Annotated in this window: 17 protein-coding genes and 1 other RNA gene; 15 read left to right on the forward strand and 3 right to left on the reverse strand. The window is 40.9% G+C overall.

Annotated elements, in window-relative coordinates:
- Positions 1–5 precede the first annotated feature (5 nt).
- From pstB to fba, 3 genes are all read left to right on the forward strand, one after another.
- Positions 6–764 carry a phosphate ABC transporter ATP-binding protein PstB gene (gene pstB / locus LPAF129_RS02605; RefSeq protein WP_373875025.1) on the forward strand — a complete coding sequence of 253 codons (759 nt, stop codon included), beginning with the start codon at positions 6–8 and terminating at the stop codon, positions 762–764.
- A 17-nt stretch (positions 765–781) separates the two neighbouring features.
- A complete protein-coding gene (phoU, locus tag LPAF129_RS02610; protein ID WP_244054601.1) occupies positions 782–1,447 on the forward strand; it encodes a phosphate signaling complex protein PhoU in 666 nt (221 codons plus the stop codon).
- A gap of 172 nt (positions 1,448–1,619) precedes the next feature.
- Positions 1,620–2,483: a class II fructose-1,6-bisphosphate aldolase gene (gene fba / locus LPAF129_RS02615; protein WP_244054602.1), complete on the forward strand. Its 864-nt coding sequence runs from the start codon at positions 1,620–1,622 to the stop codon at positions 2,481–2,483.
- A gap of 63 nt (positions 2,484–2,546) precedes the next feature.
- Here fba and LPAF129_RS02620 read toward each other — a convergent pair whose 3' ends face one another.
- Positions 2,547–3,032, reverse strand: a complete 486-nt coding sequence (locus tag LPAF129_RS02620) for a DUF1836 domain-containing protein (protein ID WP_244054603.1) — start codon at positions 3,030–3,032, stop codon at positions 2,547–2,549.
- Positions 3,033–3,204: 172 nt separating this feature from the next.
- On the opposite strand from LPAF129_RS02620, the gene trhA reads away from it, so the two are divergent.
- The 9 genes from trhA to cbpB all read left to right on the forward strand — a co-directional run bounded on the left by trhA (position 3,205) and on the right by cbpB (position 10,932).
- Positions 3,205–3,834: a PAQR family membrane homeostasis protein TrhA gene (gene trhA, locus LPAF129_RS02625; protein WP_244054604.1), complete on the forward strand. Its 630-nt coding sequence runs from the start codon at positions 3,205–3,207 to the stop codon at positions 3,832–3,834.
- A 103-nt stretch (positions 3,835–3,937) separates the two neighbouring features.
- Positions 3,938–4,276 carry an ArsR/SmtB family transcription factor gene (locus tag LPAF129_RS02630; protein ID WP_244054605.1) on the forward strand — a complete coding sequence of 113 codons (339 nt, stop codon included), beginning with the start codon at positions 3,938–3,940 and terminating at the stop codon, positions 4,274–4,276.
- A 126-nt stretch (positions 4,277–4,402) separates the two neighbouring features.
- Positions 4,403–5,077, forward strand: coding sequence for a ribonuclease H family protein (locus LPAF129_RS02635; RefSeq protein WP_244054606.1), 675 nt, complete (start codon positions 4,403–4,405; stop codon positions 5,075–5,077).
- Between the two features lie 13 nt (positions 5,078–5,090).
- Positions 5,091–5,795 (forward strand): NAD(P)H-dependent oxidoreductase, encoded by a 705-nt coding sequence (locus tag LPAF129_RS02640; RefSeq protein WP_244054607.1) that lies wholly within the window; start codon positions 5,091–5,093, stop codon positions 5,793–5,795.
- A complete protein-coding gene (locus LPAF129_RS02645; RefSeq protein ID WP_244054608.1) occupies positions 5,792–5,971 on the forward strand; it encodes a hypothetical protein in 180 nt (59 codons plus the stop codon). Before LPAF129_RS02640 ends, LPAF129_RS02645 begins: the two co-directional genes overlap by 4 nt.
- An 81-nt stretch (positions 5,972–6,052) precedes the next feature.
- Positions 6,053–6,422: a transfer-messenger RNA gene (ssrA, locus tag LPAF129_RS02650) on the forward strand.
- A 180-nt stretch (positions 6,423–6,602) separates the two neighbouring features.
- Positions 6,603–8,810 carry an LTA synthase family protein gene (locus LPAF129_RS02655; protein WP_244054609.1) on the forward strand — a complete coding sequence of 736 codons (2,208 nt, stop codon included), beginning with the start codon at positions 6,603–6,605 and terminating at the stop codon, positions 8,808–8,810.
- 126 nt (positions 8,811–8,936) lie between these two features.
- On the forward strand, positions 8,937–10,283 hold the full coding sequence (locus LPAF129_RS02660) for a glucose-6-phosphate isomerase (protein ID WP_244054610.1): 1,347 nt from the start codon (positions 8,937–8,939) through the stop codon (positions 10,281–10,283).
- Between the two features lie 160 nt (positions 10,284–10,443).
- Entirely contained in the window at positions 10,444–10,932 is a 489-nt protein-coding gene (gene cbpB, locus LPAF129_RS02665) for a cyclic-di-AMP-binding protein CbpB (protein WP_244054611.1), read from the forward strand.
- Between the two features lie 125 nt (positions 10,933–11,057).
- Here cbpB and LPAF129_RS02670 read toward each other — a convergent pair whose 3' ends face one another.
- Complete coding sequence (locus LPAF129_RS02670; protein ID WP_373875026.1) at positions 11,058–11,954, reverse strand: mechanosensitive ion channel family protein; 897 nt, start codon at positions 11,952–11,954, stop codon at positions 11,058–11,060.
- A gap of 325 nt (positions 11,955–12,279) precedes the next feature.
- Between LPAF129_RS02670 and LPAF129_RS02675 the strand changes: the two genes are divergently transcribed.
- Together LPAF129_RS02675 and LPAF129_RS02680 are read left to right on the forward strand one after the other, a co-directional pair.
- Complete coding sequence (locus tag LPAF129_RS02675) at positions 12,280–12,714, forward strand: DUF948 domain-containing protein (RefSeq protein ID WP_244054612.1); 435 nt, start codon at positions 12,280–12,282, stop codon at positions 12,712–12,714.
- 2 nt (positions 12,715–12,716) lie between these two features.
- Complete coding sequence (locus tag LPAF129_RS02680; RefSeq protein ID WP_244054613.1) at positions 12,717–13,100, forward strand: hypothetical protein; 384 nt, start codon at positions 12,717–12,719, stop codon at positions 13,098–13,100.
- Between the two features lie 154 nt (positions 13,101–13,254).
- Here LPAF129_RS02680 and LPAF129_RS02685 read toward each other — a convergent pair whose 3' ends face one another.
- Positions 13,255–14,358: an aminopeptidase P family protein gene (locus LPAF129_RS02685; RefSeq protein WP_244054614.1), complete on the reverse strand. Its 1,104-nt coding sequence runs from the start codon at positions 14,356–14,358 to the stop codon at positions 13,255–13,257.
- A gap of 211 nt (positions 14,359–14,569) precedes the next feature.
- Between LPAF129_RS02685 and ccpA the strand changes: the two genes are divergently transcribed.
- Positions 14,570–15,580 carry a catabolite control protein A gene (gene ccpA, locus LPAF129_RS02690; protein WP_244054615.1) on the forward strand — a complete coding sequence of 337 codons (1,011 nt, stop codon included), beginning with the start codon at positions 14,570–14,572 and terminating at the stop codon, positions 15,578–15,580.
- The last annotated feature ends 33 nt before the right edge of the window (positions 15,581–15,613 follow it).

Here is a 15,613-nt window from a genome sequence, read left to right on the forward strand (position 1 = left end):
GTCAGATGGTGAACGAATATCTGACAACAAAAGACGTCCATTTATTTTATGGGCAAAAAGAAGCGCTCAAGGGGATCAACCTTGCTTTTCCACAAACTGGGATCCATGCTTTGATCGGACCATCTGGGTGTGGTAAGTCCACTTATCTTCGCTGCTTAAACCGGATGAATGATTTAATCCCTTCAGTTAAAATTACGGGTGAAATTGAACTTGATGGGGTGGATATTTACCAGCCTAAAACTGATACGGTCGAATTGAGACGTCAAGTGGGCATGGTATTTCAGCAACCCAATCCATTTCCATTTTCAATTTATGAAAATGTTGCCTATGGCTTAAAATTAAGTGGACGACAATCTAAAGAATTTTTAGATGAAAGAGTTGAGCAAAGTTTAAAGCAGGCGGCAGTCTGGGAGGAGGTTAAAGATCAACTGGGAGATAGTGCCTTATCTTTATCCGGCGGACAACAGCAGCGGGTTTGTATCGCGCGGGTCTTGGCGGTCCAACCGTCAGTGATCTTACTAGACGAACCAACTAGTGCATTAGATCCAGTCTCTAGTAATTTGATTGAAGAGATGTTGCTGACTTTGCGTGAAGATTATTCCTGTATTATTGTGACGCATAATTTGCAGCAGGCTTCCCGTATTTCCGAAACAACTTCCTTTTTCTTGAATGGAAGTTTGATCGAGAGTGGACCGACTAAAGAAATTTTTGTGGAACCAAAAAAGCAGGAGACAGATGATTATTTAAGCGGCCGATTTGGTTAGATAGATGAGGTGGAAAGATGAGTAAACTACTAGAACAACAAATCAAGGAGTTAAAAGCTGATTTTATCACGATGGGGTTAAACGTCGCGACAGCTTATCAAAATGCGGTAGAAGCCTGGAAAAATAGTGACGCAGCTTTAGCTCGAACAGTTCTGCAAGGCGATGAAAAAATTAATGAACAAGAAACACATTTGGAAGGGAGTTCAGCCCAAATTATTGCGCTGCAACAACCAGTTGCTGGAGACTTGCGCAAAATTGTCGCCATTTTAAAGGCTAGTTCTGATTTAGAACGGTTGGCAGACCATACCGTGCATATTGCGCGAAAGGCGACCAGAGCGCCTTTAGGACCTAGTGATCCGGAATTAAATCAATTACTATTACAAATGGCAGCCAATAACCAAGAGATGTTAACTGAAATTTTGCAAGCTTATGCTGACTTAGATGAAGATTTGGCAGTGAAAGTTTCTGAAAAAGACCAACTAACAGATGAGTATGCTAAACAACTCAATCAACTGTTGTTAACTAAAATTAAAGCCGCTCCTGATTTTGCAATTGAAGGCCTAGATTATATGAAACTGAGTAATCACCTTGAAAGAATTGGGGACTATGTGACAAACATCGCAGAGTGGATCGTCTACACTACCCGGGGGAGGATCACAGAATTGGGGTCCCAGGAAGATTAAATGCCTCTTTTTACCTCAAAAATTGGAAGGAATTGGTCTAGTTTCCAAAAAGTTATGCAAATAACGTGAAAAATACTACAAAATAAGTTCGCTTTTTAGCAAAAATGTGGTAGAATTATTTTGTACTCAAGAAGAGTAATTTTAAGGGTAAACTTTATAGGAGGCTATTTTTATGTCATTCGTTAATGGTAATCAAATCTTTGCAGATGCTCGTAAGGGACACTATGCAGTTGGTGCTTTCAACACTAACAATATGGAATGGACTCGTGCTATTTTACAAGGTGCACAAAACAAGAACGTTCCTGTTTTGATCCAATCATCAATGGGCGCTGCTAAATACATGGGCGACTACGAATTAGTTAGAAATTTAGTTGAACAAGAAATGCGTGTAATGGGCATTACAGTTCCTGTTATTATGCACTTGGACCACGGTAACTATGAAGCTGCCAAGGAAGCTATTGCTGCTGGCTATACTTCAGTTATGTTCGATGGACATGACTTACCTTTCGAAGAAAACTATGCTAAGACTAAAGAAATCGTTGAATTAGCACATTCAAAGAACATTTCTGTTGAAGCAGAAGTTGGTTCAATTGGTGGCGAAGAAGACGGAATCGTTGGCGAAGGTGAATTAGCTGATGTTGAAGAAGCTAAGAAGATTGCTGATTTAGGCGTAGATTACCTTGCATGTGGGATCGGTAATATTCATGGCCAATACCCAGACAACTGGAAAGGTTTGCACTTTGACCGTTTGCAAGAATTAGCTGACGTTATCAAGACACCACTTGTATTGCATGGTGGTTCTGGTATCCCTCAAGAACAAGTTGTTAAAGCTATCAAGATGGGTGTTGCTAAGTTGAACATCAACACTGAATGTCAATTAGCTTTCGCTGCTGCTACACGTAAATACATCGAAGCAGGTAAGGATCAAGAAGGTAAGGGCTTTGACCCACGTAAACTTCTCAAGCCTGGTACAGATGCTATTACAGCAACAGTTGAAGAAATTATTGACTGGATGGGCACACCTGCTATCAAATAATAATTAAGCATAAATAAAAAGCATCACTGCCGTTCAAGCAGAGATGCTTTTTTTGCGTTCAAATTAATGTGTTTCAACTTGTTTTTGAATTTCTTGCTGACCTAACAGTTGATAGATCACCGCACGGATGGAAAAACGTTCAACTTTAGTGAGTTTATTTTCAGCGGGCAAAATTTTGTCTGAACTTTGCCTGGTAATGATCAATGCTAATTCAGCGTTAAAGAGAGCGGCAAATTGCTCATAGGCAGCTTGAGCGTTATTTTCGTCGAAAATCAGCAGCAGTAATTGATTAACCACGTCTAATGAGTACACCGTTTTAAATAAGGAGATCATTAGCAGTTCGGCTAGGTGTTGTTGCTGATATTTTTTCTTGACCGGTCGTGAGATCAAACCCTTTTTGACGTAGGAATTGACCATCGCCGGGGTGATCAGATTAGTGGTTAAGTCTGCTAAGTAACGATTGCCTAAATTAACTAGCTGATCCATATAGATCTCGAGGTCAGGAAAGTCATCCCAATTTGGTAATTTTGCTGTCGTTATTTCTGTCATTTGTACTACTCCTCGTTTGCTGTGCGGAACCGACCGCTGATTTGTCTGAGAATCTTGCTCTTAACTCTATGATACCATACTCTACTATCATTTATGTAGATTTGAAGTCTAGATGTTATTGATATTGTATTCATTTGTGCTATACTAGTAAATATTGAAGGGAGTCTTAGGCGTGGATAAAAGAAGTCAAGTTATTAATGAAGTGTGGAGTGCGATCACCCATGGTGTGGGGATTATCTTGAGTATTGCAGCTTTAGTTGCGTTAATTTTAAAGGGAGTCCATTCTGGGAGCGGCTTAGCTTTTGGAGCCTATCTAGTCTATGGGATCTCACTATTTAGTTTGTACTTGTTTTCCACCTTATTTCATTGTTTGTACTTTACTAAAGCCAGTCGTGTTTTTCAAATCTTTGACCATTGTGGGATCTACTTATTAATCGCTGGAACCTATACTCCTTATTGTTTGTTAGTCATTGATGGGAAATTTGGCTGGGGCATTCTAGCAGTGATCTGGGTGACCGCGCTCGGTGGGACACTCTACCATATCCTAGCAAAAAATCGTCAACAAAAAATTGAAACTTTAGCCTATATTGTGATGGGCTGGACCTGTTTGTTAGGCTTAAAACAACTATTGGATGGCTTAGGCTGGTCGGGAATGTCTTTACTGTTTTTCGGCGGCGTGGCCTTTACTTTAGGAGCGTTAGTGTACAGCATTAAAGGTTTAAAGTATACCCATGTCTGGTGGCATTTAGCAGTCATGTTAGGGACATTATTGATGTTTCTTTCTATTTATTATTATATTTAGCGTATTGATTGCGTTACTCTGAATGTAAACGCTTGCTAAGAGTGCTTATTCATGCTATTCTATATACGATGTTATCGTTCGTGATGGAAGGAGCGTGAAAACAATGCCAACAGTTCAATTAACTGCAGCGCAGAGTAATGCAATTGAAAATTTTGTTGATGATTTTGAAGTGATCAATGCCTTGGCAGATCGTAACCGGCAAAAGATTATTGTCTTATTGTGTAATCACCTTTCTGAGGGCTTAACTGTCACAGAAATTACGGAGCAAATGACGATTACACAACCAGCAGTTTCTCATCACTTGAAGATTTTACGTGAAGCAGGTTTAGTAGCTTTTCGTAAGAACGGGTTACAAAGTTTGTATTATTTAACCTTGTCTGATCCGTTAACACACTTAGAAGACGTTGTTCATGATTTACGGGTCGAAGTGGGGGATCAATAAGTGACTAGAAATAATCAGACCATTCATTATTGCTGAACCTAGCAAAATGGATGGTCTTTTCTTTCATTTGCAGAACAAATAGTTTAAAATTGACTAGTTAAATCTTAGGCTAGGGGAACAGAGAAAATGACAAGTAAGTATTATGCAGTAAGACGAGGAAAAAAGACCGGGATTTTTAATAGTTGGCCGGAATGTCAACGGCAGGTTAGCGGATATCCCGGTGCCGAATTTAAAAGTTTTAAAACACAGACTGAGGCCAATGAATGGCTAAATAATAAAACAACTCCAACAAAAAAACAGCCACAACCACAAGCTGCTAGTTCGGCAACGATTCAAATGTGGACCGATGGCGGGACTAGAAACCACGGCAATAAAAGGGGACAACATGTCTTAAGCAGTGATCCAGCTGCCTGGGCCTTTTGTGTGATCAAAGATGGTAAAAAATATACGGCTAGTGCGGGTGAATTTGGCAGTACTAATAACCGGATGGAAGTGATGGCATTAGTGAAAGCCTTGAAATTTATTGGACGTCAGGGTTGGCAGGCAGAAGAGATTTCCGCGACTCTCGACTCTAAGTATGTGTTAGACGCAATTAACAAGCATTGGCTAGCTGGGTGGAAGAAACGCGGCTGGAAAACCGCCGGAGGGACGCCGGTTGTAAACCAGGAGCTCTGGCAAGAAATTGAGACACTTTTGCCGCTTTTTCCACATTTAACTTTGAACTGGACAAAAGGTCATGCGAAAAATGCGGGGAACGTCTTAGTTGACCAACTATTAAATGAAACGATGGACCAAATGTAAGGAGGCAAAGAGATTGAAAACACTGATCTTAGTAGCACATCCAACTGAACAGGATTCAGGAACGCAGGCTTTTTTGGCACAGGCGCTTGAATCCGCAAACAGCAGTGAAATTAACCGTCGAGTCCTGACTTTACCAGCAGGCGGGCATTTTAACGCCCAACAAGAAATGCAGGACGTTTTAGCAGTCGACCGCTTGGTTTTACAGTTTCCGCTGTACTGGTACAGTGCTCCGGCAGTTTTACACCAGTGGTTTGAAGACTGCTTATTAAGCCCATATAAAGAAAAGCTTGCAGGCAAAGAATTAGGGCTCGTTGTCTCGACGGGCCGGCCAAGCCATGAATTTGGGTTAGGTCAACGTCAAGGTTATTCGCTTAGTGAATTATTACGTCCATTGGCTGCACTGGCAATTGATTTAGGCCTCCAGTTATTGCCGCCACTGGTGATTGCTCAGTTTGCTTATCAAACTGACCAGCAACACCAGCAGTTATTGGTGGATTACCAACAATATTTGCAATTGCCGGCGGGGTATTCATTTGCGGACCAGGAAAAATGGTGGATCGAGCAGCTCGAGCAGCGTGCCGCTCAAACTACGGATCCCAAAAAGCAGCAGATCTTAGCGTTGCTTGCAGATCAATTTGGAACCCGCAGTGATCGCTTAGATGATTTAAAAGATGAACTGGCACTGATCAAACAAGTGGAAGAAGGCGACGAACTATGACAGATGAAAGCAAGTGGCTGATCGAGCAGTGTGACGGTCTGATCCAAGACTCAGCTAAATATGAGGACCGCGCGTTTTTTCAACAATTAAAGGCAGCTGTTATGGAACAAGATCGTCGCTTGGAACAAACGGAAGGCGAACTGGACGGCCGCGTTTGGAATCCAGGTAAGTGGTAGGAGAGGCGGCTTTTTGTCCGACTTGCTGCGGTCGGCAGATTTTACGTTTTTGGTTGGATGTGTTATACTGTAAACAGTTATGGGGATGTTTTGGATTCGACAGGTATAGGTCGAGTCTAGATTGCGTTTGGTAGGTTGCGGCTACCATAAAACGCTCAGTTAAATTATAACTGCAAAAAATAATAATAACTCTTACGCTTTAGCTGCCTAGTCAGCTTTAACGTAGATCCGGCCGGCATCGCCTATGTGCCGATTTCCGGGTCCTATAATTGTAGGCTACGTCTTATGTTTCCACCTGTAATGTAAGAAAGAGATCATCAGGCTGGTTTTTAGTCTTTCGCCCTGACATACGGCGTGATTAGAAACGAGATTATAAATAGTATGAATATGAACGTAGATATCTAGGCGGCGATATGCTTGGACGCGGGTTCGATCCCCGCCATCTCCATTAATGAGGGCTTCGAGGTTTTCGGAGCTCTTTTTTAGTGCCAATTTTTAAGAAAGACCGGCAAGTTACGCACAGCAGGTTAAATCTTTGCTAATTTAGCGCAGGTAAATTGACGGCTGCTTGAAAAATAGTATAGACTGATAGGATACATGTGAAGTGTGTCTGAAAGGATTTTGATCAAAAGTGAAGATTAAAAAATTACGGGAGTTTCTCAATACCCGGATCGGCTTTTTGAGTTTACTGGTAGCTTTATTCTGGCTCAAAACGATCTTAGTGTATCTGATCGACTTTCATCTAGGTGTTAAAGGTGGATATCAGTATTTTGTCATGCTGGTGAACCCATTTGCGACAACGTTATTGTTATTTAGTATTGGGTTATACATTAAGCGAACTTTACCGTCGTATTTGATGATGTTTTTAATTTATGTCGCGAATACGGCCCTATTGTTTTTTAGTGTGATCTATTACCGGGAGTTTACTGATTTTATGACGATGAACGTCATCTTCGGTTACTCAGCGGTCTCACAGGGACTCAGCGGCAGTTCGTTTGCGTTATTGAAGCCGCAAGACCTAGTGATGGTCGTCGATGTTGTGCTAGTCTTATTAGCGCTTGTGACACGGGTGATCAAACTGGACCCGCAGCCGCTCAAAAAGAAAACGGCGAGTGCAATTACCTCATTTGCAATTTTTTCATTAATGTTTAATTTAACCTTGGGTGAGATCGACCGGCCACAGTTGCTGACGCGGACGTTTGACCGCAACTATTTAGTTAAATATTTGGGGATCGATGCTTTTACAGTTTACGATGGTTTGAAAACTGCGAAAAATAACCAGGCTCGTAACCGGGCAGATGGTGCAGACTTAAATAAGATCTTGCAGTACACCAGTGACCACTACGCTGAGCCGAATCCACAGATGTTTGGGGCAGGGAAGGGTAAAAACCTGATTGTGATCCACTTGGAAAGTTTCCAGCAATTTTTACTGAACTATAAGTTGGACGACCAAGAAGTGACGCCATTTTTAAATAGTCTCTACAATAGTAAAGAGATGTATAGTTTTGAAAACTTCTTTAACCAAGTGGGACAGGGTAAAACTTCTGATGCGGAAAACATGTTGGAAACTAGCATCTTTGGGCTGCCGCAGGGCTCACTATTCTCGGCGCTTGGTACCGATAATACCTTCGAAGCGGCGCCAGCCATTTTAAACCAGAATGGCGGTTATTCTTCCGCAGTCTTTCATGGCAATAATGGCTCATTTTGGAACCGAAATAGCGTTTATCCTAACATGGGTTATCAGAACTTTTTTGACCTGAGTTACTTTAATCAAAACTCAAGTAACCTAAGTGAGTATGGCTTAAAAGATAAGCTGCTCTTTCATGACTCCATTAAATACCTAGAACGAATGCAACAGCCGTTTTATACTAAGTTCATTACGGTTTCGAACCATTTCCCTTATAATCTAGATAAAAAGAATACTGATTTTACCCCAGCCGATACCTCGGATAATTCGATTAATAACTACTTTGTGACCGCCCATTATCTAGATCAAGCGGTGCGCGAGTTCTTTGATTATTTGAAGAAATCGGGCTTGTATGATAACTCAGTAATTGTCTTGTATGGAGATCATTACGGGATCTCAGATACCCGGAACTTGAAGTTAGCTAAGTTGTTAGGAAAATCATCTTCCACCTGGAGTGATTACGATAACGCCCAGCTGCAACGCGTGCCGTTTATGGTACACGTTCCGGGTAAGCACGATGGTGGGATCCAGCAACAATATGGTGGGGAAATTGATGTCTTACCAACATTGCTGCATTTAATGGGCATCGATACGCGCAAATACGTGCAGTTTGGTACAGATCTATTTTCACCGCAGCATGATCAAACGGTTGCCTTTAGAAATGATAATTTTGTGACGCCAAATTATACCGTAATTGGGAATACGATTTATGAAAATGGCACTGGCAATGTGGTGACACATCCGTCTAAAAAAGTGAAACAAGAAATTGACGAAAGCTCGCAACGGGTCACGCAGTCGCTGGGACTCTCGGATGCATTAAATAATAAGAACTTATTGCGTTTTTACGTGCCAGACGGTTTTGTACCAGTCGATCCTAAGAAGTATGATTATCAAAATGATTTTTATAACTTGTTGCAGCAGGAAAAGAAGTTGAAGAACAATTCAACTAGTTTATGGTCGAAAAATCATGATAAGTCAACCATCACTGACTATCATTCTGACGCTCCAGAACTGACCGAAAGTGATGACGATGCGGCTAACGTTTCTAGTGTAAAAGCAAAGATCAAGGAGAAGTTAGACAAAAAGGCCAAAGAAGGCAGCGATTCAAGTAGTCAGTCCACGGCGGTGAGTGAAGTTAAAGCCGCAGAATAAGTAAAAATCTTCGGGTTTAAGTGGTTTCAAGGAAAAATCTGATTTTGTCGGTTTTTAGACTTTAAAAATTATGGCAATGTTGTATAATAAAAGGGTAAATAATAACAAAAGTAAGGAGATTTCAAAATGACACATATTTCATTTGACAGCTCTAATTTAGAAAAGTTCGTGCACGCTAACGAATTAGGAGAAATGCAGGCTTTAGTAACTGCTGCTGATACAGAACTTCGCGAAGGTACTGGTGCAGGAAATGACTTTACCGGTTTCGTTGATTTACCAGAAGACTTCGACAAGGATGAATTTGCACGGATCAAAGACGCCGCAAAGAAAATTCAGTCAGACTCTGAAGTGTTAGTTGTGATCGGAATTGGCGGTTCATATTTAGGTGCTCGTGCCGCGATTGAATTCTTGCATAACTCATTTTTCAACTTATTACCTGCAGAACAAAGAAATGCACCACAGATCTTTTTCGCTGGTAACTCAATTTCAGGTTCATACTTGCAACAATTAGTTGATCTCATCGGCGACCGTGACTTTTCTGTAAATGTTATTTCTAAATCTGGAACAACAACAGAACCTTCAATTGCTTTCCGGGTCTTTAAAGAAAAACTGGTCAAAAAATATGGTGTTCAAGGTGCAAATGAACGGATCTACGCTACAACAGACCGTGCCCGTGGTGCTTTGAAGACAGAAGCAGACGCAGCTGGTTATGAAACATTTGTAATCCCAGACAGCGTCGGTGGACGTTTCTCAGTTTTGACTCCTGTTGGTTTATTGCCGATCGCTGCTTCTGGTGCTGACATCGATCAATTGATGGCTGGTGCCGCAGCTGCCCGCAAGGACTTTAATAATGCTGATTTGAAAGAAAACCAAGCTTATCAATACGCTGCTTTGCGGAACATTTTATACCGTAAAGGCTACACAACTGAAATCTTGGAAAACTATGAACCATCATTACAATACTTCTCCGAATGGTGGAAGCAATTGATGGGTGAATCAGAAGGTAAGAACGAAAAGGGTATCTATCCTTCTTCAGCTAACTTCTCAACTGATTTGCATTCCTTGGGTCAATATATCCAAGAAGGTCGCCGGAACTTGATGGAAACAGTCATTCGCGTGGCTAAACCACAAGGTAATACGACGATCCCTGCAGACAAAGAAAATCTTGACGGTCTTGAATACTTGAGCGGCAAGGATATGAATTTTGTTAACGGTAAAGCTTTACAAGGCGTAGTTTTGGCACATACCGATGGTAATGTTCCTAACATGATCGTTGATATCCCTGACCAAACAGAATTCACCTTAGGCTACATGATTTACTTCTTCGAAATTGCTGTTGGTATTTCTGGCTACTTGAATGGTATCAACCCGTTCAACCAACCAGGTGTTGAAGCATACAAGAAGAACATGTTTGCCTTACTTGGACGCCCTGGTTATGAAGAATTAACTAAAGAATTAAATGCTCGGCTTTAATTTTAGTTAAGAGAATGCTCCGGTTTTGTGTTTACAAGACTGGAGCTTTTTTTTGGGCCAAAGTTTTTGCGTTTCTCTCAAGTTTGATGGTTATCGCTTGTACTTTGGGAAGAATCTAATAAAATATAATTAGTGGTCGTAATTCAAGGAGGTAATTTGAATGATAGCGAAAGCTGTTGAACAACTAATGGAACAGCGGAAAGATAAATTTATGATCCCGGCTGAGTTAGTTGCTAATGTCCTGGAGAACAATAACTTGGAGCATGCCTTTTTGGTTTTAACCAAAATTCGGTATGCCAAGATCCCAGTCTTAGATAGTAAGCAGCATTTTAAGGGCTTATTATCTCTATCAATGATTACAGAAACAATGTTAGGCTTAAACGGCATCGACCCCAGCAAGTTATCACGAGCAACCGTAGCCGACGTGATGGAAACGGACGTGAAGACGGTTCAGCCACCCTTTAAGTTAGAGGATATTTTACACATTTTGGTGGATGAAAACTTTGTCGTCGTGACCGATGAAGAGGGTGTTTTTACGGGGATCATCACGCGTCGTGAACTGCTGAAAAGTGTGAACCACATGGCCCATGAAATTGGTGATTTCTATGAAATCGAACCGCTAGCGGCCGCACAGGCAGAAAATAAATAAAGTAACTAACAAATAGCCGTAACCAGTGAAAACCTGGTTACGGCTATTTTGCAAGTTTAATTATGAAAACGTCAGAAAAAAGGGACGTAATTTCAGATAAAATCCCCGCTAAATTAACTAGTATTTTAGTTCAAATTAATTGGTATAGTTGGGATATCGAAACCAGCCTGGGTTAGTGCCTCTAAGTAAGCAGCTAAGAAATCACGCTGGATCGGTGACTGGGCACCGTTTTTGGTATAAATTGTGACCCGCAAGACTAGAGTCCCATTGCCAGGATCGACTGCGCCCAAGATTTTGGGCGGGATAGTAATCTCGTCATACTGTGGAGCTAACTCCTGGTTAACATGGGCAATGATTTTTTGCATCTCATGCAGATCTTTATTAGGGTCGATCCTAACGTCGATCAAAGCGCGCATATCGTTCCGAGAAAAGTTGCTGACGACGGTAATACTGCGGTTCGGGATAAAATGCAGGGTCCCATCGTCACCTAGGATTTGAGTCGTCCGCAATCCGATCGCATGGATCGTACCTTGCACTTCACCAAGCTTAACGTACTCACCCACAGAAAATTGTTCTTCTAATAAGATGAAAAAGCCAGTCACGATGTCAGTAACAAAGCCTTGGGCACCTAGTCCTAAAGCGATACTGAAAATACCAGCGCCAGCGATCAGGGTCCCGACTGGAATCCCTAGCAGTGATAAAACGGCATAAATGTAAAAGAACAGGACCGCATAGTGGAAAATGTTTAGCGATAAGGTATAAATCGTGGCCTTTCGATTTTTGGAAAGGTGGGTATTTTGATGCTTGACTTGTCTTTCAAATGCCTGGCGAATCAGCTTTTTTCCGACAGAGTGGACGATCAAAAAGAGCACACTGATCAGTAGAAAGGAACCTACTTTTTCCAACAGGGAACTAATTGTTTGATCCCAGTCAAAATTTTCTACGTAACGTTTGAAGATGTTAGGATTTAAGTTGGGTTGTTTTTTGACTGCCGCAGCTAAAAAAATCTGAGCAAAATCCAAATTAGTCACTTCCTTACTTAACTTTACCTTTTATTCTAGCAAAAAAGACGGTGGTATTGCGAGAATTTACAGTAAATTTTCAGTTAAATTCTGACAAAAGGACACAATAGAGCTAATTGGCTGAAGGAAAAACCAGAGACTTTTTTCGGTTAAAAAAAGTGAGTTTGCTTGCAGTTTGGCGGTTCTAATGATATTCTTGAAACAATAAGAATTCTTTAAAAAGTAGTATGAGGTGTCAATTAACTTTTGCGAACATTGATGTTTTAGCACCAGTTGAACACACGCCTGCTATTTTTTTATTGATTTTATTTAGGAGGAAATGATTATGGATATTACTTTTGGACAAATTGCAGGGATGGTCGCTGCAATCGCATTTTTGATTTTGGTGATTTACTTATGTCGCGTTTTGGTGACTTTGGTAAAGACACTGACTGAAGTTAACCAGACAGTGAACACCTTAACACAAGATGCCAATGATTCATTGAACCAAGTTAACGATTTGCTTGATAAAGTAAATGACTTAATGGAAGATGTGAATGGTAAGGTCAAAACAATTGACCCATTATTTACAGCTGTTGCTGATTTAAGTGAAAGTGTTTCTGACTTAAATGCAGCAGGCAAGGGTGCAGCCCAAAAAGTAGCATCATCTACTAAGACAGTTGGTAATTTCTCAAAGCTGTCATCAATCGCTGCAGTTGGTAAGAAGATGTTTGATATGGTTAAAGGTAGAAAGGCTAAGAAAAATAAGGAGGAAATCTAATTATGAAAAAAAGTTTTCTGATTGGATTCGGCGTTGGTCTGTCTGCCATCGCAGCGGGCTACGTTTATTGGCAACGTTTGAGTGCTTCACAACAAGACCAATTGGCGGTTAAGTTAGACGATACCTTAGCCAGTGGTCGCGATAAAGCAACTATGTTAGAAAGCAAAGCTGCTTTGAACGCACAAAATGCATTAGCTTCCTTAAAAGATTCAACTTCTAAGCTGAAAGGGCACTTAGATTCAGCCCGGGAAAGTATTGAAGATGATGCGGATGTCATGGATGGTGACATTGTGATCGACCACCGTTCTGCTTTTAGTAAGGCTAAACAAACGGCTGAACAAGAAGATGTTCGACCAACAGAAAAATTTTATCCACACAATAATTAGTTAAACCTAGATTTCTTAAAAGGCTGTTAGACTTCGGTTTAGCGGCCTTTGTTGCTAAAAAAGTCACCTGTCATGGGTGGCTTTTTTGTATATTCAGGAGTTTAGCTGGAGACAAAAAAGGTGCTGCCAAATTTTCTGGCAACACCAAGTGAGATTATTTAACTGGAATAACTGTTAATTCTTTAGATGTATGGGTAAATGGTAGACAACCGTCTTCTGTAATGTGGACACAGTCTTCGATCCGAACACCAACATCACCAGGAATGTAGATCCCAGGTTCAATGGAGAAGCACATGCCTGGTTGTAAGACTAAGTCGTTACCAGCCATGATTGATGGAAATTCGTGTTCACTTTGGCCCATCCCGTGGCCTAAGCGATGGGTGAAGTATTCACCATAGCCAGCTTTATCGATGATGTCACGGGCGATTTTGTCGAGTTCAGCAGCTGTGATCCCAGGTTTAGCAGCAGCTTGTGCCGTTAAGTTGGCTTCCAGACAAACATTGTAAACATCTTTAGCGTGTTGGCTAACTTCACCAAACGCTACAGTTCTAGTTGCATCAGAAATGTAGCCGTTGTAAATGACACCAAGGTCAAAGAGACAAAGCTTGTTAGGTTCGATCAGCTCTTTGCGAGGACCGCCATGGGCTTCGGCAGCATTGGCACCAGTTTGGACCATTGTTTCGAAACTCATTTGCATGATGCCAGCTAATTTAAGCTGGTATTCGATCTCAGCGACGACTTCTTGTTCAGTTCTGCCTTTTGAAAGAGCGTTAAAGCCAATTTCAAAAGCTTTATCTGCCCAATCACCAGCGATTTCCAAAGTCTTGATTTCTTCTGGTGTTTTGATCAATTTTAATTGTTCAACAAATGGTGTTAAGTTGCCAGTAAATTCAGCTGCTGGGAATTGTTTTTGCAAACTTGCGTATTTTTCAACCGTCAAGTTAGTTTTTTCAATTGCCCATTTTTGTGGGGTACCCGCTAATTCAACGATGTGGTCGTGAATTAGAGCAAATGGATCTTCATGGTCAAGGTAACCGAAAACTGGGTATTTCCAGCCAGTTTCTTTGACAGCTTCAACTTCTAAAGCTGGAGCAAAAATAAAGGGATCTTTATCAGGGAAGATAAAGAGCGCTAAAACACGTTCGATCGGATCACTTGAAAAACCAGTGAAATATTGGATGTCCATGAAATCACTGACATAGGCAATATCATAGTTATTGTCTGCCAGCCATTTTTGAACAGAATTGATATGAGACATAGAATCGCTCCTTTTTTTAGATTAACATTGATATTATAACACAATCGACTTTTAAGATTTAGAAAATGGCTTTGAAAACTTAATGAAAATTAACGACTGTTTTTTCTTAAAACGCTTGCATTTTTACTGAAAGTCTGTTAAATTAGATGTTGTTATTTGAAAGCTAAATGAAAACTAATTAAATTTAAAAGTCAGAAAGGGTAATTATCTTATGGATTCTAGAGAAGAGAAAACAGTTACGATTTCCACAGTTGCTAAAGAAGCCGGCGTTTCAATGGCAACAGTTTCTCGTGTAGTGAATGGCAATCCCAATGTTAAACCAACCACACGGAAAAAGGTCTTAGAAGTTATTGACCGGTTAGATTATCGTCCAAACGCTGTGGCACAAGGGTTAGCAAGCAAGAAAACAACAACTGTTGGGGTCATCACTCCTGATGTAACTAATGTTTACTTTTCATCCTTAGCCCGCGGGATCGACGACGTCGCAAGCATGTATAAGTACAACATTATTTTAGCGAACTCCGATGGTAACCATCAAAAAGAAATTCAAGTTTTGAATACTTTGTTAGCTAAACAAGTTGATGGAATTATTTTCATGGGTCATAACTTGACTGATGAATTACGGGCACAATTCAAACGGGCAAAGACACCAATCGTGTTGGCCGGTTCTGTTGACCAAAAAAATGAAGTTGAAAGTGTGCATATCAACTATGTTGAAGCCGTAGAAGGGGCTGTCAGCAACTTAATTAACCATGGTAATAAGCGGATCGCCTTTGTTTCTGGGCCATTGTCTGACCCAATTAACGGCGAATATCGTTTGCAAGGTTACAAGAATATCTTGGCTAAAAACAACATTGACTATGATCCAAACTTAGTCTTTGAAACTGACTACCGTTACCGTTCAGGTGAAGTTTTGTGGCCAGCTTTAGCCTCAGCTCATGCTACTGCTGCTTTTGTAGTAGATGATGAATTAGCTGCTGGTGTTTTGAACGGCGCCCGCGATGCTGGTGCTAAGGTTCCAGAAGACTTTGAAGTTGTTACAAGCAACAACTCTAAGTTAACTGAGATCGTTCGGCCAAAACTTTCATCGATCACGCAACCTTTGTATGATATTGGTGCGGTTTCTATGCGGTTCTTGACGAAGATGATGAATAAAGAAGAATCACCACAAAAGACGATTGAATTACCATATGGTTTCATCAAGCGTGGTTCAACTAAATAATCTAGTTAAAAGCGTTCACCTCAGGGTGGCGCT

Source organism: Ligilactobacillus pabuli, assembly GCF_022836475.1.
Lineage (GTDB): Bacteria > Bacillota > Bacilli > Lactobacillales > Lactobacillaceae > Ligilactobacillus > Ligilactobacillus pabuli.

What these genes read in the sequence shown, in the direction of transcription:
- pstB (WP_373875025.1), top strand. Translation starts at nt 6, where the DNA reads ATGGTGAACGAATATCTGACAACAAAAGACGTCCATTTATTTTATGGG.
- phoU (WP_244054601.1), top strand. Translation starts at nt 782, where the DNA reads ATGAGTAAACTACTAGAACAACAAATCAAGGAGTTAAAAGCTGATTTT.
- fba (WP_244054602.1), top strand. Translation starts at nt 1,620, where the DNA reads ATGTCATTCGTTAATGGTAATCAAATCTTTGCAGATGCTCGTAAGGGA.
- LPAF129_RS02620 (WP_244054603.1), bottom strand. Translation starts at nt 3,032, where the DNA reads ATGACAGAAATAACGACAGCAAAATTACCAAATTGGGATGACTTTCCT.
- LPAF129_RS02630 (WP_244054605.1), top strand. Translation starts at nt 3,938, where the DNA reads ATGCCAACAGTTCAATTAACTGCAGCGCAGAGTAATGCAATTGAAAAT.
- LPAF129_RS02635 (WP_244054606.1), top strand. Translation starts at nt 4,403, where the DNA reads ATGACAAGTAAGTATTATGCAGTAAGACGAGGAAAAAAGACCGGGATT.
- LPAF129_RS02645 (WP_244054608.1), top strand. Translation starts at nt 5,792, where the DNA reads ATGACAGATGAAAGCAAGTGGCTGATCGAGCAGTGTGACGGTCTGATC.
- LPAF129_RS02660 (WP_244054610.1), top strand. Translation starts at nt 8,937, where the DNA reads ATGACACATATTTCATTTGACAGCTCTAATTTAGAAAAGTTCGTGCAC.
- cbpB (WP_244054611.1), top strand. Translation starts at nt 10,444, where the DNA reads ATGATAGCGAAAGCTGTTGAACAACTAATGGAACAGCGGAAAGATAAA.
- LPAF129_RS02675 (WP_244054612.1), top strand. Translation starts at nt 12,280, where the DNA reads ATGGATATTACTTTTGGACAAATTGCAGGGATGGTCGCTGCAATCGCA.
- LPAF129_RS02680 (WP_244054613.1), top strand. Translation starts at nt 12,717, where the DNA reads ATGAAAAAAAGTTTTCTGATTGGATTCGGCGTTGGTCTGTCTGCCATC.
- LPAF129_RS02685 (WP_244054614.1), bottom strand. Translation starts at nt 14,358, where the DNA reads ATGTCTCATATCAATTCTGTTCAAAAATGGCTGGCAGACAATAACTAT.
- ccpA (WP_244054615.1), top strand. Translation starts at nt 14,570, where the DNA reads ATGGATTCTAGAGAAGAGAAAACAGTTACGATTTCCACAGTTGCTAAA.